Annotated in this window: 24 protein-coding genes and 4 pseudogenes; 2 read left to right on the forward strand and 26 right to left on the reverse strand. The window is 45.7% G+C overall.

Annotated features, from left to right (window positions below; all coding sequences use genetic code 11):
- Nucleotides 1–12: 12 nt before the first annotated feature.
- The 8 genes and pseudogenes from MMY81_RS17960 to nei form a co-directional block, all read right to left on the reverse strand.
- A complete protein-coding gene (locus MMY81_RS17960) occupies nt 13–1,122 on the reverse strand; it encodes a CDP-glycerol glycerophosphotransferase family protein (RefSeq protein WP_256497956.1) in 1,110 nt (369 codons plus the stop codon).
- On the reverse strand, nt 1,062–1,601 hold the full coding sequence (locus MMY81_RS17965) for a hypothetical protein (RefSeq protein ID WP_252313932.1): 540 nt from the start codon (nt 1,599–1,601) through the stop codon (nt 1,062–1,064). Before MMY81_RS17965 ends, MMY81_RS17960 begins: the two co-directional genes overlap by 61 nt.
- The gene (locus MMY81_RS17970) at nt 1,598–1,936 is read right to left on the reverse strand and encodes a hypothetical protein (RefSeq protein ID WP_252313933.1); all 339 of its coding nucleotides are present in this window, start codon (nt 1,934–1,936) and stop codon (nt 1,598–1,600) included. The genes MMY81_RS17965 and MMY81_RS17970 overlap by 4 nt, the downstream gene beginning before the upstream one ends.
- On the reverse strand, nt 1,933–2,112 hold the full coding sequence (locus MMY81_RS17975) for a hypothetical protein (RefSeq protein ID WP_252313934.1): 180 nt from the start codon (nt 2,110–2,112) through the stop codon (nt 1,933–1,935). Before MMY81_RS17975 ends, MMY81_RS17970 begins: the two co-directional genes overlap by 4 nt.
- Nucleotides 2,109–2,432 carry a hypothetical protein gene (locus MMY81_RS17980; RefSeq protein WP_252313935.1) on the reverse strand — a complete coding sequence of 108 codons (324 nt, stop codon included), beginning with the start codon at nt 2,430–2,432 and terminating at the stop codon, nt 2,109–2,111. The genes MMY81_RS17975 and MMY81_RS17980 overlap by 4 nt, the downstream gene beginning before the upstream one ends.
- A 483-nt stretch (nt 2,433–2,915) precedes the next feature.
- Nucleotides 2,916–3,485, reverse strand: a pseudogene (locus MMY81_RS17985) (GNAT family N-acetyltransferase).
- A gap of 17 nt (nt 3,486–3,502) precedes the next feature.
- Nucleotides 3,503–4,111, reverse strand: a complete 609-nt coding sequence (locus tag MMY81_RS17990) for a histidine phosphatase family protein (RefSeq protein ID WP_252313936.1) — start codon at nt 4,109–4,111, stop codon at nt 3,503–3,505.
- A gap of 16 nt (nt 4,112–4,127) precedes the next feature.
- Entirely contained in the window at nt 4,128–4,949 is an 822-nt protein-coding gene (gene nei, locus MMY81_RS17995; RefSeq protein ID WP_252313937.1) for an endonuclease VIII, read from the reverse strand.
- Nucleotides 4,950–5,059: 110 nt separating this feature from the next.
- Between nei and MMY81_RS18000 the strand changes: the two genes are divergently transcribed.
- A complete protein-coding gene (locus MMY81_RS18000; protein WP_252313938.1) occupies nt 5,060–6,148 on the forward strand; it encodes an exonuclease domain-containing protein in 1,089 nt (362 codons plus the stop codon).
- Nucleotides 6,149–6,185: 37 nt separating this feature from the next.
- Here the strand turns inward: MMY81_RS18000 and MMY81_RS18005 are convergent, their stop codons facing one another.
- From MMY81_RS18005 to MMY81_RS18035, 7 genes and pseudogenes are all read right to left on the reverse strand, one after another.
- On the reverse strand, nt 6,186–6,836 hold the full coding sequence (locus MMY81_RS18005) for a 3'-5' exonuclease (RefSeq protein ID WP_374562292.1): 651 nt from the start codon (nt 6,834–6,836) through the stop codon (nt 6,186–6,188).
- Nucleotides 6,837–6,872: 36 nt separating this feature from the next.
- Nucleotides 6,873–8,318 (reverse strand): DUF294 nucleotidyltransferase-like domain-containing protein, encoded by a 1,446-nt coding sequence (locus MMY81_RS18010; RefSeq protein ID WP_252313940.1) that lies wholly within the window; start codon nt 8,316–8,318, stop codon nt 6,873–6,875.
- Entirely contained in the window at nt 8,276–8,818 is a 543-nt protein-coding gene (locus MMY81_RS18015) for a Crp/Fnr family transcriptional regulator (RefSeq protein WP_252313941.1), read from the reverse strand. Before MMY81_RS18015 ends, MMY81_RS18010 begins: the two co-directional genes overlap by 43 nt.
- Nucleotides 8,793–10,459 (reverse strand): annotated as a pseudogene (locus MMY81_RS18020) (sodium:solute symporter family protein). The gene MMY81_RS18015 and the pseudogene MMY81_RS18020 overlap by 26 nt, the downstream one beginning before the upstream one ends.
- A gap of 65 nt (nt 10,460–10,524) precedes the next feature.
- Nucleotides 10,525–10,827, reverse strand: coding sequence for a DUF4212 domain-containing protein (locus tag MMY81_RS18025; protein WP_252313942.1), 303 nt, complete (start codon nt 10,825–10,827; stop codon nt 10,525–10,527).
- Between the two features lie 97 nt (nt 10,828–10,924).
- Entirely contained in the window at nt 10,925–11,191 is a 267-nt protein-coding gene (locus MMY81_RS18030) for an olfactory receptor (RefSeq protein WP_252313943.1), read from the reverse strand.
- A 23-nt stretch (nt 11,192–11,214) separates the two neighbouring features.
- Nucleotides 11,215–11,400: a hypothetical protein gene (locus tag MMY81_RS18035; protein ID WP_252313944.1), complete on the reverse strand. Its 186-nt coding sequence runs from the start codon at nt 11,398–11,400 to the stop codon at nt 11,215–11,217.
- A gap of 263 nt (nt 11,401–11,663) precedes the next feature.
- Between MMY81_RS18035 and MMY81_RS18040 the strand changes: the two are divergent.
- Nucleotides 11,664–12,621, forward strand: a pseudogene (locus MMY81_RS18040) (IS30 family transposase).
- Between the two features lie 69 nt (nt 12,622–12,690).
- On the opposite strand, the gene motB reads toward MMY81_RS18040, so the two are convergent.
- The 11 genes and pseudogenes from motB to MMY81_RS18100 all read right to left on the reverse strand — a co-directional run bounded on the left by motB (nt 12,691) and on the right by MMY81_RS18100 (nt 23,197).
- On the reverse strand, nt 12,691–13,473 hold the full coding sequence (gene motB / locus MMY81_RS18045; protein WP_252313945.1) for a flagellar motor protein MotB: 783 nt from the start codon (nt 13,471–13,473) through the stop codon (nt 12,691–12,693).
- Nucleotide 13,474: 1 nt separating this feature from the next.
- Nucleotides 13,475–14,284, reverse strand: a complete 810-nt coding sequence (gene motA, locus MMY81_RS18050; protein WP_252313946.1) for a flagellar motor stator protein MotA — start codon at nt 14,282–14,284, stop codon at nt 13,475–13,477.
- Between the two features lie 84 nt (nt 14,285–14,368).
- Nucleotides 14,369–14,566 (reverse strand): helix-turn-helix transcriptional regulator, encoded by a 198-nt coding sequence (locus tag MMY81_RS18055; protein WP_252313947.1) that lies wholly within the window; start codon nt 14,564–14,566, stop codon nt 14,369–14,371.
- Nucleotides 14,567–14,587: 21 nt separating this feature from the next.
- Complete coding sequence (locus tag MMY81_RS18060) at nt 14,588–15,067, reverse strand: DUF6773 family protein (RefSeq protein ID WP_252313948.1); 480 nt, start codon at nt 15,065–15,067, stop codon at nt 14,588–14,590.
- Nucleotides 15,068–15,178: 111 nt separating this feature from the next.
- Nucleotides 15,179–15,919 (reverse strand): SDR family oxidoreductase, encoded by a 741-nt coding sequence (locus MMY81_RS18065; protein ID WP_308215381.1) that lies wholly within the window; start codon nt 15,917–15,919, stop codon nt 15,179–15,181.
- Nucleotides 15,920–16,041: 122 nt separating this feature from the next.
- Nucleotides 16,042–17,526 carry an NAD(P)H-binding protein gene (locus MMY81_RS18070; RefSeq protein ID WP_252313949.1) on the reverse strand — a complete coding sequence of 495 codons (1,485 nt, stop codon included), beginning with the start codon at nt 17,524–17,526 and terminating at the stop codon, nt 16,042–16,044.
- Nucleotides 17,527–17,610: 84 nt separating this feature from the next.
- On the reverse strand, nt 17,611–19,056 hold the full coding sequence (locus tag MMY81_RS18075; RefSeq protein WP_252314016.1) for a DEAD/DEAH box helicase: 1,446 nt from the start codon (nt 19,054–19,056) through the stop codon (nt 17,611–17,613).
- A gap of 118 nt (nt 19,057–19,174) precedes the next feature.
- Complete coding sequence (gene eutC, locus MMY81_RS18080; RefSeq protein ID WP_252313950.1) at nt 19,175–19,885, reverse strand: ethanolamine ammonia-lyase subunit EutC; 711 nt, start codon at nt 19,883–19,885, stop codon at nt 19,175–19,177.
- An 11-nt stretch (nt 19,886–19,896) separates the two neighbouring features.
- The gene (locus MMY81_RS18085; RefSeq protein WP_252313951.1) at nt 19,897–21,267 is read right to left on the reverse strand and encodes an ethanolamine ammonia-lyase subunit EutB; all 1,371 of its coding nucleotides are present in this window, start codon (nt 21,265–21,267) and stop codon (nt 19,897–19,899) included.
- Between the two features lie 17 nt (nt 21,268–21,284).
- Nucleotides 21,285–22,714: pseudogene (locus tag MMY81_RS18090) on the reverse strand (ethanolamine ammonia-lyase reactivating factor EutA).
- A 324-nt stretch (nt 22,715–23,038) separates the two neighbouring features.
- Nucleotides 23,039–23,197: a hypothetical protein gene (locus MMY81_RS18100; RefSeq protein ID WP_252313953.1), complete on the reverse strand. Its 159-nt coding sequence runs from the start codon at nt 23,195–23,197 to the stop codon at nt 23,039–23,041.
- Between the last annotated feature and the right edge of the window lie 79 nt (nt 23,198–23,276).

A 23,276-nucleotide genomic window follows, 5' to 3' on the forward strand; every position in this document is an offset into this window, starting at 1 on the left:
ACTCCCTTTTTTCTATTCCGGACGAATCAAGGAATCGACCGCTTCCTGATAAATACGTTCTGCGTTATTCTGATCGATATAGGTGAAAATAGATGATTTCATGCCGGCCACCGATTTCATTTCCTGAAAAGACTGTTCGATATGTCCTCGGATGCTGTTAAGCAGATTGTGTTCTGATTTAACAATATCTCCGAGAAAGGTCTCTTCAAGTGGACGCAGGCTGCCCGTTTTGAAAAAGCTTTTTACATCAAAATGATAGAAAATCACCGGTTTCCCCATATAGCTGAAGTCAAACGACACGCTTGAATAATCAGTGATCATCAGACTGCTTTCTTTTAAGAGTTCCTGCACGGAAACTTCTCCTAATTGCAGTACTCGGATGCGTTCTATATTCTCTACTCTGAAATGATCTATATACGGCTGCATCCGATAATGAGGATAAAAGTCCAGTTCCACACTATGAGCTTCGAGCATCTCATGAAGCTCTTCATTGTGAATAAGCGATTTATACCTTTTGTAGTAGGTGGAGTCTAAAAACGACTCCTCATTATGAAGCCACTCCCTCCACGTAGGAATCAAAAGAATTTTACGCTTCGGTCCTGGACTTTCCAAAAGCTCATCAAATCTCGACAAGCCGGTCACTTTTACTTCATCGGAGCTGTATCCCATTTCCTCTATAACCATTTGTTTTTCCATTTCTGAGCTGACACAGAAGATGTCAAAAGGATAATGATAATATTTTTTATCGTATTCCACTTTTTTACGGCCCAGCACACCATGCTGCAGGAAAATCTTTTTGCCCTGCTTGTATGACTCCATTAATGCTCCTTTAAAAGGCAGCAGATATTCAATATCGTGAGAGCCAAAAAACGCATCTGCTTCCAGCGTCTTCAATACATGCTCATCACTGCCGGCCGTTAATACATTTCCGAGAGCTGACACCTTGCTGAAATCTTCAGCATCTTCATTAACGACATAGTACGCATTAACTTCGGGATGATGCAGACGGCAGTATTTAAAGAAATGATATCCTGTATCCTGTGCCGTATCAGGCCTTTCGCCTATAATCCACGTGTACTTTCCGGTAGAGCGTTCATAAGCTTCATTTTTTTTTCCAGCCAGGCCGCGTGTTTTTCAGAAAGCAGTGCGGTTTCCAGCTTCACATTTCCACGTGGCGTGTGGGTAGCATAGTATTCCAGGACTTCTCCTTCTGTCTGTAAAGAGTGGGAGGTAATAATATCATCTTTATAATAGGTGAATTCTTCCTGCCCAAGCTTTCTTTCGCGAAGATATGTGCCCAGCTCTACACGGATGTACAGATCGATGACATCTTTATTTGTATGCAGAGGTTTCAGCTGATGGAGCGGCACTTCTACTTTAAAAGCATTTCCTTTTTTTTCATAAGGAACAAATAAAGCCTCTCGTTCTGTTTCGCGGCTTTTCGCTATAATAGTCAGCGACTGTTCTGCCGGATCAGCTGCTTCCAGGGCGTTAAGACTGGCCGTTCCTTCTATGAAAAAGCTGTTATCCTGCACATGAAGTGCCTTAACATTTCGTACAATGCCTGCTTCCTTCAAAATATATCCCAGGCGGTTGTTCACCGTTGCATAGAAAATCCTTTATACACATAATCGCCGCGCCGCCATTCTTTTCTTGGTTCTGTTTCAAACAGGTCGGCTACTGCTTTAAAACGATATTCCATCAGACTTGCATCCACCTCTGCGCTCAAATACACTTCGTAACGCGATGTATCAATGAGTCTGCCAAAAAAGAGGGACTTTTCCGGCAGGCTGCAAGTAAATGTATATTCCTTTGCTTCCGGATCTCCTTTTTCCGTTTCCATGGGCGTTCGAATGATTTCACCTGACAGTTTGTCAAACAGGCAGAGATGAAATGCATCCACCTCATACTTTCCCCACTGGAAGCTGCCGCTCATGTGCACTCTATCGTCTTTGTATTCCGATTCCAGGAGTAGAGTTTCACTAAATCAGCGAACACTTTAAAGGAAAAACTGCCGTTTGATGTGCGGTACGGGCGTATCCGCCTGATGCCGCCGTCAACTTCCGCGCGATGGTAGGCGCCGGGCAGAAATTCACCCGAGTCAATATTCATACGGTACAACCTTCGTTTATCTGTCTTGATATAAAAGTAAGCGTCCCATATCCCCCCGAAAAAGATGGTTCGGAGGATACCCAGTCTACCTGCCAGAAATAATCATCAAGCCATTTTATCTTTAACGCTTTATTAAGTACTTTTTCTCTTTTTTTTAAAAGGATCCCGGATGTATGAAGGTCTGGAATATCTGATAGAATGTTCCGGTTTCCCGTACCCGTAATGCGGTACGTATCGCCGGACCGTTCTATATCCACTACTTTCATCGGCATGTCCTTGAGCAGACCATCATCCCATGCTTCTCTTCTGGTAATATTCAAATATCCTTTAGGTGTTTTTATATGCTTTTAAAAAGCTCTGTCGCCGTAATACAGCTTTTCCATATAAAGCTTATCTGAAGCCGGCGCACGCAGCCTCTTTTTTATATCTATGCTGCCGTCTGATAAAACGATATAAATCTCCCAGTTGTTAAGGTGCGGCGTCAACTTATGTATAAAAGGGATTCCAGCGGTATGCGGCACACAAAAGATACGCGGCCTGCTTTTTCTTTTTTCGGCTTTACAACGGTCCACTCTATAGAAGTGACTGGAAATTGATGCTCTTTCTCTACGGAATGGATTACTTTTGCGGTCGAATATTTTTTTTATTTTTCTATATATTATTTCCTCGGGTAAAGAAGTGCATGTACCTTTGATCACCCACTCCTTTTCATTTACATTTACGTGGTTTACTTTGGCCGACATAGCCTTTGGTTGTAGTGTCGTCATTTGAAACATCTCCTGCTTTTTGCATTCTTCTTTCTCTTAACCCATTCTCCATTTAAGCTGTACTTTAATCTTCGGCCATTCCTCTGCAATAATACTATACATCACTGCATTCGGATGCGGCCGTCGTGAAGCTGACGCTCATTTCGAAGCGTTCCTTCTTTCACTGCTCCAAGCCGCTCCAAAGCCCGCTGGGCCGGTATATTTTTTTTCGTCTGTTAAAATCTGTACCCGAATAGCATGTATTTCTTCAAATGCCTGTTGAAGGAGCAGGTATTTTGTTTCGGCATTGATGCCGGTTCCATGCAGGGAAGAGCTGAAATAAGTAGATCCCAGTTCTACCGTACGGCGGCTGTCAGAATAGTTATATAACCTGGTCGATCCCTTAATCCGTCCTGTTTTCTTCTCAATAACCGTATAAGGAAAAGAGGTTCCCTGTTCAAACTCCAGACAGGCTTCTTCGATAATGCTTTTCATATCTTCCACAGACGAAAGGTACCTCACCATGTACGTCCAATTGGATGCTTCCGTTGCAATATGGTATAAATCTTCTGCATCATCTATATGCATTAAGCGGAGCTGATAATGATTCCCTGTTTTTTTTTTCATCGGATGCTCCTCCTTTTTTAATTGAAATGACTCGTGTCTCCCTCTTGCTTTACGTTTGTGCGCCCATGTTTTATTTCAACATGGGTCAGGCTGCAGTTCGCCAGTGGCGGGGCGTCCCAGAAGTGTTCCAGCGATTCTTCTTTCAAATATGCCAGCAGACATTTCAACGTGCCGGAGTGGCTCACGAGCAGAACCCGCCCTTCCTGATGTGTATTTATGATGTTCTCCCAGGCTGATGCCGCTCTTTGCTGCAGAGCGGGAAACGTGTCGCCGCCGGGCGCCTCAAATAAATGAGGTTCCGTAAAGAAAGTTGTAACTTTCGCTTCTTCTTCCTTTTGAATAGCTTCAGCCGAACGGCCATCCCAGCTCCCGTAATTAAGCTCCATCAGCCTTTTTTCTTTCTTGATGGCTGCAGCCGGAAGCCCGGAAACAATCGCTGCTGTCTTTACTGCCCGCTCTGTCGGGCTGGCGTAAACCGCGTCCAGGGAAATTTCTTTCAAACGCTTTCCCAGCAGTTCGGCCTTTACCACCCCGTCTTTTGTCAGCGGAGAGTCTTTCCACCCTTGCACAATTCCCTGTTCGTTCCATTCTGTCTGGGCATGGCGTACTAAATAAACCGTCAGCATGTTCCCCGTCTCCTTTTCATTCAGGCTGGCAGGAAGGACAAAAATAGAGTCGTCTCGACGCTGCCGTAATCTTTTGTATATCCGTGCCATCTATACGGCACTGGTCTCCGTCTCTGTTAAATACCCAGTGTCTTCTCTGAGCGTAACTCTGCCCCCGCTCTTTCAGACGAGCGGCTGTTTCCGGGTCAGTTGTGATACCGCCTGTCTCATAGGAGCGCTCCACTAATGTAATCAGTGCTTCTGCTGCACGATGCAGCTGTTCCTCTGTACAGTCTGCCGGTCTTTTTCCGGGATGAATTCCTGCTTCAAAAAGAATCTCGCTTCTCAGGTAATTGCCGATTCCGGCTACAAACGACTGATCAAGCAGCAGGGAAGCCCATTTGCGGTTCACAAACTTACGGCTCGTGACCCGCTCATATAATTCTTCGGCGGACGTTTCATTATTTAAAATATCCGGCCCGATTTTTGCTAAAAATGGATACTCTTCGACTTCTTCATCTCTAAGCACTTCAATTTCCGAGGCGCTGTATAAGAGAGCCGATTTCTTTTCATTGTGTATTGCCAGACGCAGCTGGCGCTTTGTCGCAGGATAGTTATAGGCGGAACGAACATACCATTTCCCGTACAGCTGATTGTGGGAATAAATCGTATATCCATTATTAAAACGGATCAGCATCGCCTTTCCTCTTGTTTCCACTTTTAGTACTTCTGCCTGCTCAAATGAACCAGCATACGGCTGAAGGTAGGGAAACGCAAAATACATCTCTGCCACTGGTGCTGCCTTTACTGCCTTTTCTACCTGGTCGGCGGCTCTTCTGATTTCTGGTCCTTCCGGCATAGTTATCGCTGCCTTTCCTATTTATTATTTTACCCTTTTTCTTTCGTCCTGTATCATGTATAAGAAGCTGATTTTTTGAACCTATATATTGTTTATGAAGGAGAACCGTCATGAGTGCTATTCTTAATATATTTAATAAATTAAACCAGAATATTGAAGCGAACCGTCCCACATCCACCCAGGAGGGGGATATAGAACGTACGATTGAACTGTGTGAGCAGGGTATTATTCTGCTTCCTATGTACATGAAAGAAACAGAAGAGCCTCCCGGACAGCTATTATGCCGGGACGTGCTGCTCCGTAGTTATCTTACCACTGATCAATTTGAACTTGCACGTGAAGCCGTTGCTTCTGTATATAAAGCAGGAGCCTATACTTCCATTCAGCACGAAAAAGCCATCCGCGGTATTGATGACACTGAGGCAGCCCGCAACGCTCTAGCTGAAGTATTAATAAAGACTCCGGGAATCCCCATCGAAGAAGCAGAGCAGCAGGTTACCGGAGCCGTTTCCTCTTCTCTCAAATGGTACCTTACCCACTCCCGCGTTCTGGAGAAAAAAACAGAAAACGGCGTCACCCGTGTTTGGCTTCCTGAGCAGCTTATGGATCAGTCTCATACCGATCCTTCCTTAGTGAAAGTAGCTATCGTTGACGTGGAAACGACGGGAATGTCAAAGGAAGAAGATGAAGTAGTCGAACTTGGATTAATTGTCTGCCTCGTTAATAATCAAACAGGCGAAGTCGAAAAGGTTCTCACAGAGTTGAATAACTTAAATGAACCAAGCTTTTCCATTCCGCCCGGAGTGACAAGAGTACATGGCATTACCGATGACGACGTTCGTGGAAAAAGCCTTGATCACCCCAAAATCGAACTGCTACTGGAACAGTCCGACCTGATTGTTGCTCATAACGCTTCGTTTGACCGCGGCTTTGTCTCGCGCTATTTTCCTTTCGTGAAAAACAAGCCATGGCATTGTTCAGTGAAAGGCGTCAATTGGAAACAGTACGGCTTTGTTTCCAAAAAGCTCATTTCACTCTGTCAGGCACATGGACTCGCCCAGACACAGTCCCACCGGGCACTTGATGACGTAAAGCTTACGCTTGGTCTTCTGCAGCAGACCAATCCTGAAGGCACTCCTTACTTTCTGGAGCTGCTTGATAAAGAGATTCAGTTTTCCGATAAAAAACGAGCATACTAAAAAAACGGGAGGCCGATGCCTCCCGTTTTTTCATTTGTTAATAGCCGTTGTCTTTTTTCGTAATTTCAATCAAATCACCGAGAGTGAGTTTCCCCCGGTCACCGATATGGTAAAGCAGTTCAACGAGCAGGTGGGCGGTCGTCCGGGCATCCCCAAGAGCGCTGTGGCGCTCAAATAGTTTAGAACCGAACTGAATGGCATAATGGGATAAATCCCTCATATCCCAGGAGGGATTCAAATAGCCAATCACATCAAGCGTGTCTATATAAGTCGGCTCATCAAAGGTAAGCTTGTGCCGGGCCAGCTCTTTTTTCAGCACCATAATATCAAAATCAAGATAGTGACCCACCCAGCCGCCGCTGTCATACTGTTCAATAAACTGATAAAACGATTCAATCGCTTCAAGGGCGAGGGGCGCCCCTTCGACATCCGACGGCTTAATACCGGTCAGGGTCTGAATGGAGTCAGGAATCTCTCTTTCTGGATTCACATATGTTTGAAATGTGTGGTCGGTCACCTCCAGGCCCTGCACCTGCACGGCTCCGATTTCAATCATCCGGTCTCTGCTGCCTACTGCAAACCCGGTCGTTTCTGTATCAAACACGGTAAAACTTAGTTCTTTCAACGGCGTATTTAATGGCAGCTCATTATTTAACTGATAATGCAGACTCTTTTTTTTCCAGAATATCAAAAGACTCCCCTCCTTTTCGTCCCCCTGGTATTTCTAAGCCATTCCAAATGTTGCCACGGCTTTTGTCTGAAGAGAGCGTATCGCCTTCAGCGCTTGTATCAGCGCTTCTTTATCTCTTGATTTCATCTGTCGGAAAGACACTTCACTGGAATTTTCTTCTTCCAGCTTATACCGGTCCCATGACTGCGTCACTCTGATATGAAGCACTACTTCATAAGCATAAAGCAGCTCATCGGCAAACGGCTCGTCCAGCACTCTTTTTTCTTTCAGGTGCTCTATCATCTCTTCCGGCGTTTCTCCTAAAATACCATGCTCGGCTGAAAGAATCTGCAGCGAATGATGAAAAGGAAACAACGCTTGTTTTTTTATATCCATGCCTTCTTTTTTCACGCGGAATAGGGCGCGAATAGGATGATCCAGCACGGGCACCGGCACATTTTTCTCAAGCTCGGCTGCACGTCTTAGAAAGATTTTTGATTTGCCGAGCTGCCGGGAGACGCCTCTTACAAACTGATCCCGCACTTTTTCACTGCCGTATATCCAGCGGAACGCGAGAAAATTCTGGCCCAGCAGAATATTTTCATTGGTCGCTCTCAGACCCCAGGTCCGGATTCTATCTTCCCAGTGATCAATGGTTCCTCGCCATCCGGGAGCGCTTGCCATCATGTTGCCGTCACAGCGCTTATAGCCTGCTGTTTCCAGCCAGTAGACAATCTGTTCTCCCAGCTTTTTAAAATAGGCATCGTTTGTCTGCCGGTCTTCTTCCTTTGCCGGTTCTTCATATACAAGAAAATGATCCTGGTCCGTCATCATAAACTGCTCATGCCGTCCTCCGCTTCCCATAAGGAAAAACGCAAAATCGCAGGGCGGGCTTCCGATTTCCTCTTTGACCTCTTCCAGCGCCAGTTCGGTACAGTGGCGGATCAGCCGGTCATACAGGTTGGTCACTACTTTCATAATGTGAAGAATAGGAATGCCATCATCAATCAGATGGCCGAGTACTTCATAAATGGCAAACTTTACATCAGCAAGACTCTCACTCGAAGACGCTTCAATTTCCCGCAGCACGTCAAACTTCCCGCGGTTCTGCTTTTTCAGCAGGTCGGACAGTGTGATCATGCCTACCACCTGGCTTGTGCTGTCTTCATTCACCACTGGCAGATGCTTAATACCGTTCATAAGAAAACTCGACATTGCTTCGTAATAATACGCCCGCCGGGAAATCGTATAAGGAGAAGCCGACATAATATCGGCTGCGGTTCCTGTCTTTTTGTCTGCAGCAATGACACGCTGCACCAGATCCTTTTCTGTAATAATCCCATGCAGCCGCTGCTTCTCATTGACAACCACAATGGAACTTGCCTGCTGATCGACCATTTTCTCTGCCGTATGCTGGATGCTTTCTTTTTCTTCCACCATTAAAGGAGGGGCATTCATTACGTCCTGGACGCGTTGAATAAATGGATCGCTCTCCCCCATTTCTGGGCAAGGTGCACCTGTTCTGCAAGAGAAGCATAAATATCCCTCAGCCTGACGGCTACATGGCGCATGACGAAATCGCGGACTTCCTCACGGTGCCATACTTTTTCCATCACCTGGTACGGAATATACAGGCAGACCGATTCTTCAATGGCACGGACTTCCACCGTATAATTGTTTTGTTCGGCCGCCGGTTCCCCAAGAAAATCTGCAAGGCTTGACAGCCCGATGACTTCTCCTTTTTCCAGCACTTCAAGCACTTCCTGATTTTTTTCTTTCGTTTTGGAAAAGCTCACATACACTTCTGTTAACCCTTCCAGAATAAGAAGGAGTCCGTCTCTCGGGCTTTCTGAGTATAAAATACGCTGATTTTTGGAAAACGACTGCAGGGTGCACGTCTCCATTAATGCACCAAATTCAGCGGCTGGTGCGCCGCTGAATAAGGGATGGAGATGTACCTGCTCCAAGTATTCTTTATTTGTCTTCGTCTGTTCCATCATTCATCCATACCTCACCGTTTTTATATGTCATTTGTTCCGGATAGCGGAGATCCACTACATCATCCTGCAGATGCTGAGCAGGTGCCGGAGTTAATAACGTGACGATAATACATGTAAGGAAGTTAATAGGTACAGCAATAATACCGGCTCCCGTGTCCTGAATACCAAGGAAGGTAATATCATTCAGTGCAAGGAAGATATACGTAAGTGTCGTACCAAGACCTACGAGCATTCCTGCAATAGCTCCCTGCTTGTTCATACGCTTCCACCATACGCCAAGGAATAGAACCGGGAAGAATGTACCGCCGGCAAGTCCGAAGGCCCAGGCTACAATCTGTGTAATAACGCCGGGAGGATCCAGTGCAATAATACCAGCTACTACCGTTGAGGCGATAATAGCAATCCGCCCTGCGTTTAAACGCTTTTTATCTGATGCTGTCGGATTCATCAGACGATAGTAAATATCATGAGCGAACGAAGAGGAAATCGTAATTAAAAGTCCGCCCGCAGTCGATAGGGCTGCAGCCATGGCGCCTGCTGCTACAAGACCGATAACGAACATTCCCAGATTGGCAATTTCCGGCGTCGCCATTACCACCATGTCATTACCAACAGCGATTTCATTCCAGTCGAGAATTCCATCCCCATCGGTGTCGGCAATTTCAAGCAGTCCGGTGTTTACCCAGCTGTCGGTCCAGGCAGGAAGCTGATCGATCGGCTGGCCGGCTACTTCAGTCATTAGTATGAAGCGGGAAAATGCAGCGTAAGCGGGTGCAGAAAGATAAAGGAAACCAATGAACATCAGTGCCCATGCACCGCTCCAGCGTGCCGCTTTCATTGTTGTTACAGTAAAAAACGAACAATAACGTGTGGAAGTGCTGCCGTTCCAACCATTAATGTGAACATAAGTGCAATAAACTGACTTCGGTCACTCTCTGAAAAAGGAGCAAAGTACTCGGTAAAGCCAAGTTCTCTATCCAATGCCCCGATCTCATTTACGACATTTCCATAGGTCAGCCATGGAAGCGGATTTCCGGTAACCTGCAGGGACATAAATACAATCGGAACAATATAAGCAATAATAAGTATGATATACTGCGCTACCTGCGTCCAGGTAACCCCTTTCATACCGCCCAGGGAAGCATAAATCGCTATAATAACAACCCCGATAATCGTACCGTATGCGGCCGGGATGCTGAACAAACGGCCAATAACTACTCCGGATCCGGAAAGCTGGCCGATAACGTAAGTAAAACTAATAATGATGGTGGCAATAGCTGAAATTAGTCGTGCTGTATTACTGTCGAACCGGTCCCCAATGAATTCAGGAACGGTAAAGCGTCCGTATTTACGAAGCTGCGGCGCGAGCAGGAAGGTAAGGAGAAGATAGCCGCCCGTCCAGCCCATAATATAAGCAAGACCGTCATAGCCGAGTGCCATAACCGTTCCTGCCATACCAATAAATGAAGCAGCGCTCATCCAGTCGCCGCCTATTGCCATTCCGTTCCAAAAGGCCGGGATGCCGCGGCTGGCTACGTAGAATTCAGATGTTTTTTTCGCTCTATTAAAATAGGCAATTCCAATATACAGGGCAAATGTAGCGAGTATCAGACCGACAGATACGAGTGTTTGCATGTCCAAGCTGGTGACCCCCTGAATGTTTAGTTTGTCTGTAATGGTTACTTTTGCTGCAGCGTTATGTCTAGTTAATGGTCGACCGTTTTGCCACCGCTTATCCGGACATTTTCATCATTATCAATGCCGTATTTTTTGTCCACACGATCATTTAAAATCGCATTCAGGAATAAAAGAATAATAAATATGATCACGGCCCCCTGGGATGCCATATAATAATGAAACTGTACACCCATAAACATGAACTGCGAAAAGAATTCTGCGAAGGTTACGACACCAAAGGAAACGAGAAATCCAATGAATAAAAAGATCGAGATCATCGTTGTTCTTGTTTTAAAATAAGCATCTGCTACTTTTTTATCTACTTTTTTCATTTATTAACACCCGCCTCTATGAGTTAGTAGTTACAATAGCTTTTGTTTTCTGCCCTCCTTTTTATGTAATCGCTTTCAAAAAAATATGCGTAATTCACTATGCACTATGAGATGCTCTTCCTGTTTCTTTTTTGCAATCCATACACATAATGACCGGAGGCCTTTTAGCCGCCAGGATACTATTCAACACAATAACAGCTGGAATGAACACAAAGAAAAATGAAGTCATCCACCATCCCAAAACCACTGCCATTATGACAGGAAGCGTTGACATAAAAAAGACATAGCGCCATTTCGACATCACAGCAATTCGTTCACTGCTGCAATGAATGCACCGTTTGTTCTGCCCGCTTTGATTTCCCATACACGGCCCTCTCCTTTACTTTGTTATTGCAGGCCGAAAATCAGCTGAACGGTTTCCCAAAACGGAAGCGGTACTTTCGCTATCTCGATCACCATATACGTTCCGATCGCCAGAAACGGCATCAGCAGAAGCGCCGGCTTTTTCATTTTCCATGCTGCAGCGAGACTACCCAGCATCACTACCCAGAATAAAATTAGTGCAGTCATCATTTACCCCCTTTTATGAATGCGTTCTCAAATCAGACTTGACAGTCTGATATAAACAGCAATCAGTCTGCTTTCTGTTTTTCACGCAGGGTGTTTCTGCGTTTTGTTATACTACACATTATTCCAAAAATATCCTCAACCCGCAACTCTTATTTTCAAAATTCTAAAATACGCCGATTGTAAAATTAAGCTAGACAATGAAAAAAGGCACTCGTGGTACACTCAATATGAATTTCCGACCAAAGAAATCATAGGAGTGATCACGAATGACCTACACCCATCTTAGCACGAATGAAGTCGTTCTCATAGAAGTGTATATGCAGAATGAACTACCGGTTTCCAGGATCGCCAAACAGCTGAATCGGGCCCGTCAAACCATCCACAACGTGGTGTCGTATTTGCGGGAAGGCCATAACGCTCTGGATTATATGCAGCGGTATCAGGCTAATAAACAGCGCTGCGGCCGAAGACCAACGGTCTTATCCGAAACCGATCGCATCTACATCATCGAAAAAGTAGGAGACGGTTGGACCCCTGACGTTATCGCTGGACGACAAGAACATCCGCTTCCCTGTTCTAGGCGCACGCTGTACCGTATGTTCGAGCGCAGGGTGTTGGACCGAAGCGCGCTGCCGATGAAAGGGAAACGAAAACCTAATGGGCATCAGGAACGCCGGGGAAACAGGCGTTTCGACGAACCCTTTCCGAAAGGGAACGCGATTATCCGATCTTTTCACAGGAGTTTGGCCACCTAGAAGGTGATACGATTGTAGGCCGTCACCACAAAAGTGCGATTATTACGCTGGTAGAGCGTCTGTCAAAGTCATTATTACGCTTCAGCCGGAAGGCCGCACAGCTGGTGATATTGAAACGACGCTGCACCAATGGTGCAGCCGCTTTCCAAAGCACCTTTTCAAATCAATCACGTTTGATTGTGGGAAAGAGTTTTCGAACTGGCGGTCGATCAGTAATAAGCATGACATCTCCATCTATTTTGCAGATCCGGGAACGCCTTCTCAGCGTGGGTTAAACGAACATTCGAACGGTTTGCTTCGAAGGAATGGACTGCCTAAACAAATGGACTTTCAACAGGTAGGTCCATCCTATATATCCGCTGTAGCTTCCAAACGAAATCATATTCCAAGAAAATCGTTAGATTACCATACACCGTTGGAAGTATTCATGAGGTACATGGGGACTGATATATTGTCTAACTTAATTTGACAATTTAAATATTAAAAAATATCCGGTAAAAAAAGAGCGCAGCACCATATGGCTTCACTCTTTTGTTTATTAAGGTGCTGTGTCTTCTGTTAAAGGCAGAACCAATATTTCCACTCTTCGATTCTGTGCTCTTCCTTCCGCAGTATCATTGCTCGCAGTCGGATTGTGTTCTCCGTAGCCTTTCGCACTAAAAATGGCAGGATCCAGATCCGGGTTATTAAGCAGCAGCTGCATAAAATGAACAGCTCTCAGTACACTGAGGTCCCAGTTTGTTTCAAAGTCGGCATTGGAAATAGGTACATTATCCGTATGGCCGCTGATAACTATATTCCGCGGAGGACTTAATACGAGAAGCTCCGATATTTCATCAGATAATGCCTCTGCTTCCTCCCGTACTTCATCTTCACCGGAATTAAACAAAATATTATCTTCAATGGACAGCATCAGGCCGTCTTCTGAAATACTGGTGTTTAATTCTTCCTCGAGGCCGCGGTCCTGGATAAACTGATCGACCTTTTCTTTAATGCCCTGCAGTTCTTCCTGGTCCGCAAGCGCAGCCGCTTCCTCTTCCGCAGCAGATGCATCTGATGTTTCCGAGAGTTCCATACTATCCTCACCGGCCAGTTCTTCCATCTCCGGCACCATTTCCGGATGATCCATAATACCGGTGCCGCCATCAAATGCGGAATTAAACGAGTTTGAAATCTGTTCGAACTTTTTTGCATCCACAGAACTCGAAGCGAACAGGACGATAAAAAGAGCAAGAAGCAGAGTCAGAATATCTGCATATGGAAGCAGCCAATCTTCTCCCATATGGTCTTCTTCGTGATTCTTTTTTCTTCGCTTACTCATGCTATCCCTCTCTTCCTGCCGCGGGTTCTGCATTTTGAATATCTTCCATTACTTTTTGACGCTTTTTCGCCGGGATATACATCAGCAGTTTTTTCTCTATTACTTTCGGAGGCTGGCCTTCCAGTACAGAAAGAATACCTTCGATCATGACTTCTCTGATTTCTATTTCTTTTTTTGATTTACGCTTCAGCTTATTGGCGAACGGATGCCATAATACGTAACCGGTGAAAATCCCCAGCAGTGTCGCTACAAAAGCCGCACTGATTGCGTAGCCGAGCAGCTCTGTATCGCTCATATCGGCAAGGGCCGCAATGAGGCCGACTACCGCTCCAAGAACACCGAGCGTCGGCGCATATGTACCAGCCTGAGAAAAGATGCTTGCTCCTACTTTATGGCGTTCCTCCATCGCCTCGACTTCTTCCGTCATTAAATCACGGATGAAATCCGAGCTTTGGCCGTCAACTACCATACTTAATCCATTGCGAAGAAACTCGTCTTCAATTTCATCTACTTCCGGCTCCAGTGCAAGCAGTCCCTCTCTTCTTGCCGTCTGAGCCCATTCGGAAAATTTCGGAATCAAGCCTTCCACGCTTAACGTTCCTTTATCGCTGAAAATGATTTTAAAAAGATTAGGTATGTTTTTAATTTCACTCGTAGGGAAACCGATCACAATGGTTGCGATCGTTCCAACGATAATAATCATAATGGCTGCCGGATTGACCAGAGCTCCCAGCTGGACCCCTTTCATAACCATCCCGCCAAGCAGTGCTGTGAGTGCTAGTACTAATCCAATAATGGTTGTTTTATCCATTTCTTATTCATTCCTTTAATTTGACGTCTCTACTGTTACTATCGGTAACGCCGCATAAGAAATGAAGGAAGAATAGGAATTTTTTCATTCATCCTGCCAAAAAAGCTGATCCAGGGTTTTCGACAGCGCATGGCACACAGCGAGACACAGCTGAAGGCTCGGATTGTATTTACCCGATTCCATTAATCCAATCGTCTGCCGGGACACTCCTATTTTTTCTGCCAGTTCTCCCTGGGATAAATCTTTTTCTGCTCGTGCCGCTTTCATTTTTAAGTTTTTCATTTCTTCTCCTCTCTTTTTAGATTATTCCATACTCTTTGAGCTTGTAAAAACAGCTGAAATAAATGCCACCAGAAGCATAGCAGGCATATATATCAATAGACTTCCTGCAGAACTGATAAAAAAATAATAAATACTTTGTGTCATCCCTTCTCCATAAACAACAGCGCTTCTCACACCAAAATAAACAGATATGAGCACCCCGCCTGCTGCAGCATATATAAATTGTTTAGCTGTCATCGGCAGCCGGCTGTTTCGATCGTGTATCTCTTTTTCTGCGCTGAAAATACCGAGCACCCAGCCTCTTATCATATAATATATTCCGGTTCCAGCTAAAATGATTAGTTCTACTACAGGAATCGTGGAGGGTTCCGGGTTTACAAACGCATTATAAAAAATCGAAAACGCGCATACTACCACAACCAGCACATAAAGTTCCTTATAGATTTTGTTTTTCGTCTGCTCTATCCATTCATCTGTTGTTTTTTGTTTAAACCAACGCATTATAACGCCTCCTTTCTAAAAATTATACATTATATAAAACATAATGCAATATATATATTACATTCAAGGCATAAAAAAAGCACTCCGATAGAGTGCTTTCAAGCTTATCTTTTATTGATGAGGCTTCGGGCGCACGAGCATTTCGTTGACTGCCACATGGTCAGGCTGTTCGATCACGTAGGTGATTGCGTTCGCCACGTCTTCAGGATACAGGGATGGCCCGAGAATATAATTATCCATCATATTTAACAAGTCTTCGTCCGTTAAATGGTCGGTCAGCTCTGTTGCCACCACTCCCGGTGAAATGGTCGTTGCTTTAATATTGTCTTCCGGCTGTACTTCTTTACGAAGACCGTCCATTACGACGCGTACTGCTCTTTTTGTAGCAGAGTATACGACGTTGGATGTCGCTGTTTCGTGGCCTTCTTCAGAAGAAATTGAAATAATATGGCCTTCTTTCTGCTTGAGCATAGGAGGAAGTGCGGCTGCAATACCGTACAAAACGCCCTTCAAGTTAACATCAATCATACTATCCCATTCGTTTACTTTCGTTTTGCTCATATTAGAAGCAAGCGAGATGCCTGCGTTATTAATCATTACGTCTACACGGCCATAAGCCTGAACCGCTTCGTTTACGAGAGCTTCCACCTCTTCACGCTTCGTTACGTCCGTCGTTTTATAAATAGCCTTTCCGCCTTCATGCTCGATGGTCTGCTTAAGCAGTTCCAGACGTTCTTCTCGGCGGGCGCCGAGGACCACGCAGGCTCCTTTGGACGCAAGTTCTCTTGCAGCAGCTTCTCCGATTCCGCTGCTTGCCCCTGTAATTACAATAACTTTTCCTTCCATAGCCATATAGCGACACCCTCCCAAATTGATAACTGTGTTCTTATTCTACCTTTAAAAGACTCTATTTTACAAATACAAGATGTGTTTCTCTTTGTTTCCAGCTCCTATCAAAAGAAAAGCAAGAGCGGTTAGGCTCTTGCTTCAGAAGATGAAATGCTCGTTTCGTTATTTTTATTCTGGCGTTTGATGTAGCGTTCCAGATGCTTTTTATAGCTGAACATGACCCAAATGTGCATTTTCGCCTGTGTATACTGATAAACAAACCACGGCAGCGAAGGCATGTAATCGTGAATCGCTACAATGCATTCGTTGGTACCCGGAATATGTCTGAACTCCAGGCGTCCGCGGTTGCCGTCTATCGTCTTGGCAAATGCTCCGCCTGTAATGTAGTAAAGAGCTCTGTCTTCCGTACTCCGTTCCTCGGAAAGCGATAAGATAAGAAGCGGTTTTTTTCCGAACTTCGGATAAAGTTCGCAGCTGCTCGGATCGTCGCATTTTGCTCTTAGAAACGGATTAAACAGGCCGGGTAGCCATTCTACATAATGCTGTGCCACCCATTGGGCTGTTTTCCCCTCCGGCATCGGTACGCGCTGGACAGAGCGGACGTTTGCTTCCACTTCCGGCTTTTTCGGTTTAGGAGGAGCTGAACTCTGCTGCTGTTCTTTTTCCTGCTGTTCTTTCTCTTTCTGCTCCTCTTCCCGTATCGAATTCAGCGCTGCTTCTTTAAAGGTGATTTTACCATCGCTGATGCCTTCTACTACCCGCTCTTTGCTGACTACCATAGGGTGCACCAGGCTTTCAATAAGCGGATACACCATTTCTTTCGGCGTCTGTGTTGTTAAACTGACCCATAAACGGGAAAGTTTCACGGTGAAAAAAGGCACATTATAAAATTTTCGTTCTTTATTTAACACTTCCGCCGTCTGCTTCATCATAATTTTATAGGTCAGGACTTCCGGTCCTCCTACATCAATGGCTTTTCCAAACACAGATTCATTGCCTACACTTTTATCGAGCGCCGTTAAAACATCCGGCAGGGCGATAGGCTGTGTTTTTGTGTTCGTCCATTTTGGAAGAATCATATAAGGCAGACGCTTTACAAGCCGCTGCAGAATCGGGAAAGACGAGCCCTGCGGTCCTACGATCAGGCCGGCGCGTATCGTCGTGATAGGAATACCGTATGCGCTGAGCACTTTCTCTACTTCCAAACGGCTCTTCAAGTGCCTGGAGAGCTGTTTAGCTTCCGGCATCAGGCCGCTTAAGTAAACGATCTGCTTGACTCCGTTCTTCTTGGCAGCCTGGGCAAAGTTATCTGCCAGTATAATATCCATATCTTCAAACGTGCCCTGCGTAAGCTTTGCAGAAGGCATCATGGAGTGAACGAGATAAAATGCATAATCGGCTCCCTTTAATGCTTTTTCTGCGTCAGCCATTGAGAACACGTCACAGGACCGCCATTCCACGTGCTCTGTATTTTCGTATTTATCACCATTTCGTGATAAAGCAATGACATCAGCATGTTCCGTGAGCTTGTTCATTAAGTTTCTGCCAATGTAACCGCTCGCTCCGGTTAAAGCAATTTTCGGACGCCTTTTTTGTTGAGTATCAGCCATTGAAATTCACTCCAGTATACTAAATTTTATTATGTTACTTAATCAGTACCCTTTTTTGGAGCAGAACTAACGCATGGCTGCCGGCTACTTCTTGGCAATGTGTACTTTCAGGTTCTTTCCTTTAATGGTCGTATGGCGCAGGGCCTCCAGAACCATCATTCCTTTTCCATTTAAAATATCCACATAAGAGGACTGTTCCTGAATGGAAATGATGCCGATATCTTCTGCCGATACACCGTCAATATTGGAAATCGTACCAACAAAGTCTACGGCACGAATTTTCTTTTTCTTCCCGCCGTTAATATACAGCTTTAAAATGTCCTGATTCATTTGTTCGCCTTTATCTGCTTTTCGCTGCGGTTTCTGCTGCAGACTTTTTTGAAAAGCAGGAAGAGCCCGCGTTACTTTTTGTTCAGACGGCACCGCTCTTTTTTCAATAGAAATGCCGGTATAGTCTTCAATATACTTCATGTACCGCTCATCGCGGGTACCCGCAATCGTTATCGCTGTTCCGGTCCGCCCCGCTCTCCCTGTCCTGCCTGTCCGGTGCACATAGCTCTCCTGTTCTCTAGGCACGTCAAAGCTTATAACGTGGGTGACGTTCTCTACGTCAATGCCTCTCGCTGCTACATCAGTGGCTACCAGATAGCGGAAGAGCCCCTTTTTGAAATCGTCCATCACGTCAAAACGATCCTCCTGGATCATGCCGCCATGCAGCTTATCACAGGGATATCCTTTTTGTTTAATATACGCGAAGACCCGCTCCACCTCCGCCTGTGTGTTGCAGAAAATAACACACGTTTCCGGATTTTCCACAACTGCTGCTTTATGAAGCGTTTCAAGCTTCTTCTCCGGAATACTGTCCAGGCGGTAATGAGTAATGGCCCGTGCGGAAGACGCTTCCGGCTCCACTTCCAGGTAATCAGGATCGATCATGTATTTGCGTCCGAGCTTTTCAATATTATCCGGCAGCGTGGCAGAAAACAGCATCGTTTTCCGCTGTTTGGGAACCCGGTTGATAATGGCTTCCACCTGCTCCAAAAATCCCATGTGAAGCATTTCATCGGCTTCATCAATAACAAGATACTTTACTTTTTCAAGAGAAAGCGTTCCTTTTTCGATGTGATCGAGCACACGCCCCGGGGTGCCGACTACGATGTGCGCTTTTTGCTTCAGGTCATTTTTCTGTTTCGCAAAAGGCTGCTTGCCATACAGCGCAACAGCATTAATACGCTTAAAGCGGCCGATATGGATAATATCGTCTTTTACCTGAGCGGCTAATTCACGGGTCGGCGTCAGCACAAGTACCTGCGGCTTGTTCTCTTCCCATTCCACCAGCTCACAAAGCGGGATGCCGAATGCCGCTGTTTTTCCGCTTCCCGTTCTTGCTTTCACGATCACGTCCCGGCCTTCCAGCGCTTTTGGAATCACCTTCTGCTGAACATTGGTTGGCTCTTTGTAGCCAAGCATGTCAAGGGCACGAAGGATGTCCTCCTGTAATTTATACTGCGTAAATGATTTCATTTCCAACACAATCCTTTTTCTTTATAAATTTCGTTTGACGTTATCCTTCACTTAATCATACATGGTTCTTTATGTAATAGGGAATAAATCAGCAAAAAAGGCAGGACCTGCGCCCGCCTTTTATTTAAACAACCAGCTTCACCCCGCTTGTTTTCTGCTCCAGCATCTTATGAATTAATGTTCCTATGTGGGCGGCAGCTTCCAGAGGCGGGGTCCCGCTGCGATGAATGTTGGAGACGACCATGCGGCTCGACTCCTTTGTTCCTTTCCGTGGTTTGTAGCACATGTAAGCACTCAGTGATTCAGCTGATACGAGACCCGGCCGCTCCCCGATCAGCAGCACAAAGGCTTCAGGCTGAAGCAGCTCTCCTATTGCATCCATACAGCCGACCCTTCCCCCTTTTAAAAAGAAAGAGGTGCCTGTTTTTAATCCGTAGGAATCGAGTGAGTCTTTAAGCGCCCGGTACACATCCATTATATTTGCTTCTACTGCCGACGCGCTGAGACCATCTGAGATGACAATCTGCACTTGAGGAGCCATTTCGCAATGCTCTAGTAAGCATTTTTGTCCTTTATCCGAGAGCAGACGCCCGTGATCCGGCCGCTTTAAATAATTTTCCTTTGATTCATAGCGGGTATCTATTGAGAACAAACCAAGCTTCGCAAGCAGAGAGTCTTCTACTTCTCCGTAAACAGAATCAACAGCGGCAGCATGATCAATGCGAAACGACAAAGCGTCTTTCGTAAGCGGCCTTGTGCCGGTACGTCCGACTTGAATTCGTGCCGGCGTAAACTGTTTCAGGTCGTCCGCATGTGTATCCTTTTGTTCTTTCATTCTGCTTCCTCCTATACCCGGTGCAGAAATACTCCCGCGTCGCCGGATGTTTTTGTAAGATTTCCGTTTTCCATCAGACCTCTGCGCTCCAGCCATTTTTCGAAATCAGGAGCCGGACGCTTATTGAAAATGCTTCGCTGTGTGGCAATATCATGATAACTCAGCGATTGATAGTTCAGCATACAGTCATCTGCCATCGGCACGCCAATCACAAAGGTAACGCCCGCACTGGTCAGGACCGTGCTTAATGTATCCATATCATTCTGATCCACGTTCATGTGGTTGGTGTAGCAGACATCCACTCCCATTGGCAGGCCGTGCATCTTTCCCATAAAATGATCCTCCAGACCCGCTCTAATGACCTGCTTACTGTCAAACAAGTATTCTGGACCGATAAACCCTACTACTGTATTAACGATAAACGGATTAAACACTCTGGCCATGCCATAGCATCTCGATTCCAGCGTTACTTGATCAATACCGGCATGAGCTTCTGCGGAAAGCTCCGACCCCTGCCCTGTTTCAAAATACCAGCGGTTCGGTCCGGGTGCGGTGCCTTTTTCCTGAATCAGCTCCGACGCTTCCCGGAGCATTGCCGTAGAAATTCCGAATGATTCGTTGCCCGCCTGGGTGCCCGCGAGACTTTGAAACAGCATATCTGCCGGTGCGCCATTTTCCACTGCTCTCATCTGGCTGGTAATATGCGAGAGCACGCAGTTCTGTGCAGGGATGCTCCATTCATCAATCACTGCTTTCGTTTCGCGCATAAGACTATCAATGTTGCTCGTTGTATCAATGACCGGATTAATGCCGATGACAGCATCCCCAATGCCATAGCTTAACCCTTCATATAAAGAAGCTCTCATGCCTTTTAAATTATCGGACGGGTGATTGGGCTGAACTCTTGATGCGAGAACTCCCGGCTGGCCTATCTCCGTCCGGCATGTCGTCAGAACGGTTATTTTAGACGCAGCCTGAATTAAATCCAGATTGGACATAAGCTTGGCTGCGGCCGCTATCATTTCGCTCGTCAGCCCTTTACCTGTTTCGACTAAATCGCTGCCTGTCTGCTCATCGCTCAGCAGATATTCCCGCAGATCAGACACGGTCCAGCCTTTTACCGCATGCAGTCTCTCTTTATGAAGGGACTGCTCGATCAGCTCGGACACTTCATCCTCTTCCGGCAGAAGCAGAGGATTCTCGTATATTTCCCCAAGCGTCAGATCTGCCAGCACGATTTTTGCAGCCATCCGTTCTTTCATTGAATCTGCCGCCACTCCGGCAAGCTCGTCGCCTGATCTCTCCTCATTCGCTTTGGCCAGAATTTCTTTTAAACTTTGAAAAGAGTATGTTTCACCGAAAAGAATTACTTTTTTCTCCATCTCTTTTCCCCCTTTTATTAAAATGCCAATGTTTTAATAGAAATAGAAATGGCTTCTCCAGAGACAGGAAGCCCCAGATCGATATAATCGCCATGTGTTACATCCACCTGATCGATGCATATCACTTCTTTTTCTCCACCTGCCCGCTTTTGAAGAGCCTGTCCGAGTACTTTAGCCAGATCGTTTTCACTGAGCACTGCCAGAATCCGCTTTTCAGCAAACTCTCTCGCGTATAATGCCTCTATGCTGTCGCTTATGTCCTGCAAGAGCTCATAGGTGATATGTTCTACTGCAGGAAGAGCGATCACAAAGGGTGGATCCTCCTGCTCCGAATAAATGGTTTTTGCTTCTTTAAGCATCTTCTCGAGGCGTGTATGAAATGCAGCAGAAGTACCATTTTCATATATTGGTATCGGTAAAATAGGCAGGTTTTTAAGCGGCAGAAGCGCCTGGTTCACAAACATCGTAGATCCGCTCACTTCTGTATTCTGCATCCCCGCTCCAATAACAGTTGCCCGGGACGTTTCTTTGGCCGGAACAATAGTCAAATCACGATGCATCGCTTCTTCCTGCAGAATTCCTGCCAACAGCGGCCCGATATCCCCATATGCCGATGTTTCTGCGATTGTTTTTGGTCTCTTCTGTTTCATCATTTCTCCAACACCGCCGGAGAATATGATCGTATCAATCGCAGGAACGATCGATGACGGAAGTTCTGTCACTAATTCCTCCGCTGTCCCCCTGCCTGTCAACGCATCCATCATCAGCCTGCTTAAAAGCCTGCAGACATCTTCCAAGTCTGCCATAGATAATGTGTCATTGATTTCCACCGGGATACCATAATCGTTCAATAGTTTTTTCGTAGAAGAAGCGATATAGCTGACTTCCCCCTTGTCGTCCAAACGCAGCAGGCGTCCACCTACATGGAACGTTACCGTATAAAATGGAAGGCCGTCTTTAAACAGAGCGGCGTTTGCCGTCCCGCCGCCGACATCAATATTTGCGGTGACGCCGGAATGCCTTTCAGAGTATTCAAGCGCACCAGAGCCCTTGCCTGCCAAAATCCCCTCCAGCGAGGCTCCTGCTGCTGCCACGACAAAATCACCAGCCCGGTCGGCTAAATAATGAATAATATGTTCTGCGTTTTTTTTAACGCCGTTTCTCCCGTTATAATGACAGCTCCCGCCTCGACATCCGCAAGACGAATGCCGCCCTGCTTATATTCCTTTTCCAATATTGCCTGCAGCGACTCCATATCGATTTCCTCATCATTGATCAAGGGTGTAGTGTACATCTTACTTTCATAGACAACCTCCCGCTGTTCAATCGTACAGGCCGGAAGCGTAAATCCATTATTTGATATCTGAATATACAGCCGGCTGATAATACATTTGGTTGTACTTGTCCCAATATCGATACCGATGCTCGTAATCCATTCTTTATCCATCACGCCCTCCCTTCAAACCGCTCAATGACATTGTTCTACTAAATAAACGGCTGGTAAATGCGCCAATTGTACAGCAGAACCAACGCTTATCTTCTTTAATTAAACATATTCGCGGCTGACCTCGAAATACCTGCCTGCCCCAATCTGCCCAGGCAAATTTTTACCTTTTCTGCCTAATTATGCTTGTCATAAGACAAAAAAAACACCAGCGGCTGCCGGTGTTTTTTTATCAATCTTCTTCCTCTTCTTTCTTGTTCTTTATCAAGCCGGAATACATTCTTGCCCTCTTCGATTACAGTATTTCCATTTTCAAATTTTATTGTTTCAGGCCTGTGGGACCAATCGGTCTTTTGTTTCATACTGTATAGTGTAGGTCGGTTCCTCCCTGTCATAAAGGACCGTTACATCGTAGTTAATTTTATGCCCTTGATCGCTTTTTGTTTCATGGCTTCCCTGCACGGAAGTAAACGTTATTTCTGCCATTTGAATCCACTCCTTCTGCTTTTTATTTCCTCTTCCCTTAGACTGCTCTTCTGAATCTTTTTATCTTCTGTTGTTACTC

This window comes from Sinobaca sp. H24, assembly GCF_023845525.1.

Bases quoted from the DNA above. Each gene is read 5' to 3' on its own strand.
- MMY81_RS18000 (WP_252313938.1), top strand. From the start codon at position 5,060: ATGAGTGCTATTCTTAATATATTTAATAAATTAAACCAGAATATTGAA.
- MMY81_RS18060 (WP_252313948.1), bottom strand. From the start codon at position 15,067: ATGCGTTGGTTTAAACAAAAAACAACAGATGAATGGATAGAGCAGACG.
- MMY81_RS17970 (WP_252313933.1), bottom strand. From the start codon at position 1,936: ATGAGCGGCAGCTTCCAGTGGGGAAAGTATGAGGTGGATGCATTTCAT.
- MMY81_RS17990 (WP_252313936.1), bottom strand. From the start codon at position 4,111: ATGCTGACGGTTTATTTAGTACGCCATGCCCAGACAGAATGGAACGAA.
- MMY81_RS18030 (WP_252313943.1), bottom strand. From the start codon at position 11,191: ATGGGAAATCAAAGCGGGCAGAACAAACGGTGCATTCATTGCAGCAGT.
- nei (WP_252313937.1), bottom strand. From the start codon at position 4,949: ATGCCGGAAGGACCAGAAATCAGAAGAGCCGCCGACCAGGTAGAAAAG.
- MMY81_RS18100 (WP_252313953.1), bottom strand. From the start codon at position 23,197: ATGGCAGAAATAACGTTTACTTCCGTGCAGGGAAGCCATGAAACAAAA.
- MMY81_RS18065 (WP_308215381.1), bottom strand. From the start codon at position 15,919: ATGGCTATGGAAGGAAAAGTTATTGTAATTACAGGGGCAAGCAGCGGA.
- MMY81_RS18035 (WP_252313944.1), bottom strand. From the start codon at position 11,400: ATGATGACTGCACTAATTTTATTCTGGGTAGTGATGCTGGGTAGTCTC.
- MMY81_RS18085 (WP_252313951.1), bottom strand. From the start codon at position 21,267: ATGGAGAAAAAAGTAATTCTTTTCGGTGAAACATACTCTTTTCAAAGT.
- motA (WP_252313946.1), bottom strand. From the start codon at position 14,284: ATGGATAAAACAACCATTATTGGATTAGTACTAGCACTCACAGCACTG.
- eutC (WP_252313950.1), bottom strand. From the start codon at position 19,885: ATGAAAGAACAAAAGGATACACATGCGGACGACCTGAAACAGTTTACG.
- MMY81_RS18025 (WP_252313942.1), bottom strand. From the start codon at position 10,827: ATGAAAAAAGTAGATAAAAAAGTAGCAGATGCTTATTTTAAAACAAGA.
- MMY81_RS18015 (WP_252313941.1), bottom strand. From the start codon at position 8,818: ATGATGGAACAGACGAAGACAAATAAAGAATACTTGGAGCAGGTACAT.
- MMY81_RS17975 (WP_252313934.1), bottom strand. From the start codon at position 2,112: ATGAATATTGACTCGGGTGAATTTCTGCCCGGCGCCTACCATCGCGCG.
- MMY81_RS18010 (WP_252313940.1), bottom strand. From the start codon at position 8,318: ATGGGGGAGAGCGATCCATTTATTCAACGCGTCCAGGACGTAATGAAT.
- motB (WP_252313945.1), bottom strand. From the start codon at position 13,473: ATGAGTAAGCGAAGAAAAAAGAATCACGAAGAAGACCATATGGGAGAA.
- MMY81_RS18070 (WP_252313949.1), bottom strand. From the start codon at position 17,526: ATGGCTGATACTCAACAAAAAAGGCGTCCGAAAATTGCTTTAACCGGA.
- MMY81_RS18055 (WP_252313947.1), bottom strand. From the start codon at position 14,566: ATGAAAAACTTAAAAATGAAAGCGGCACGAGCAGAAAAAGATTTATCC.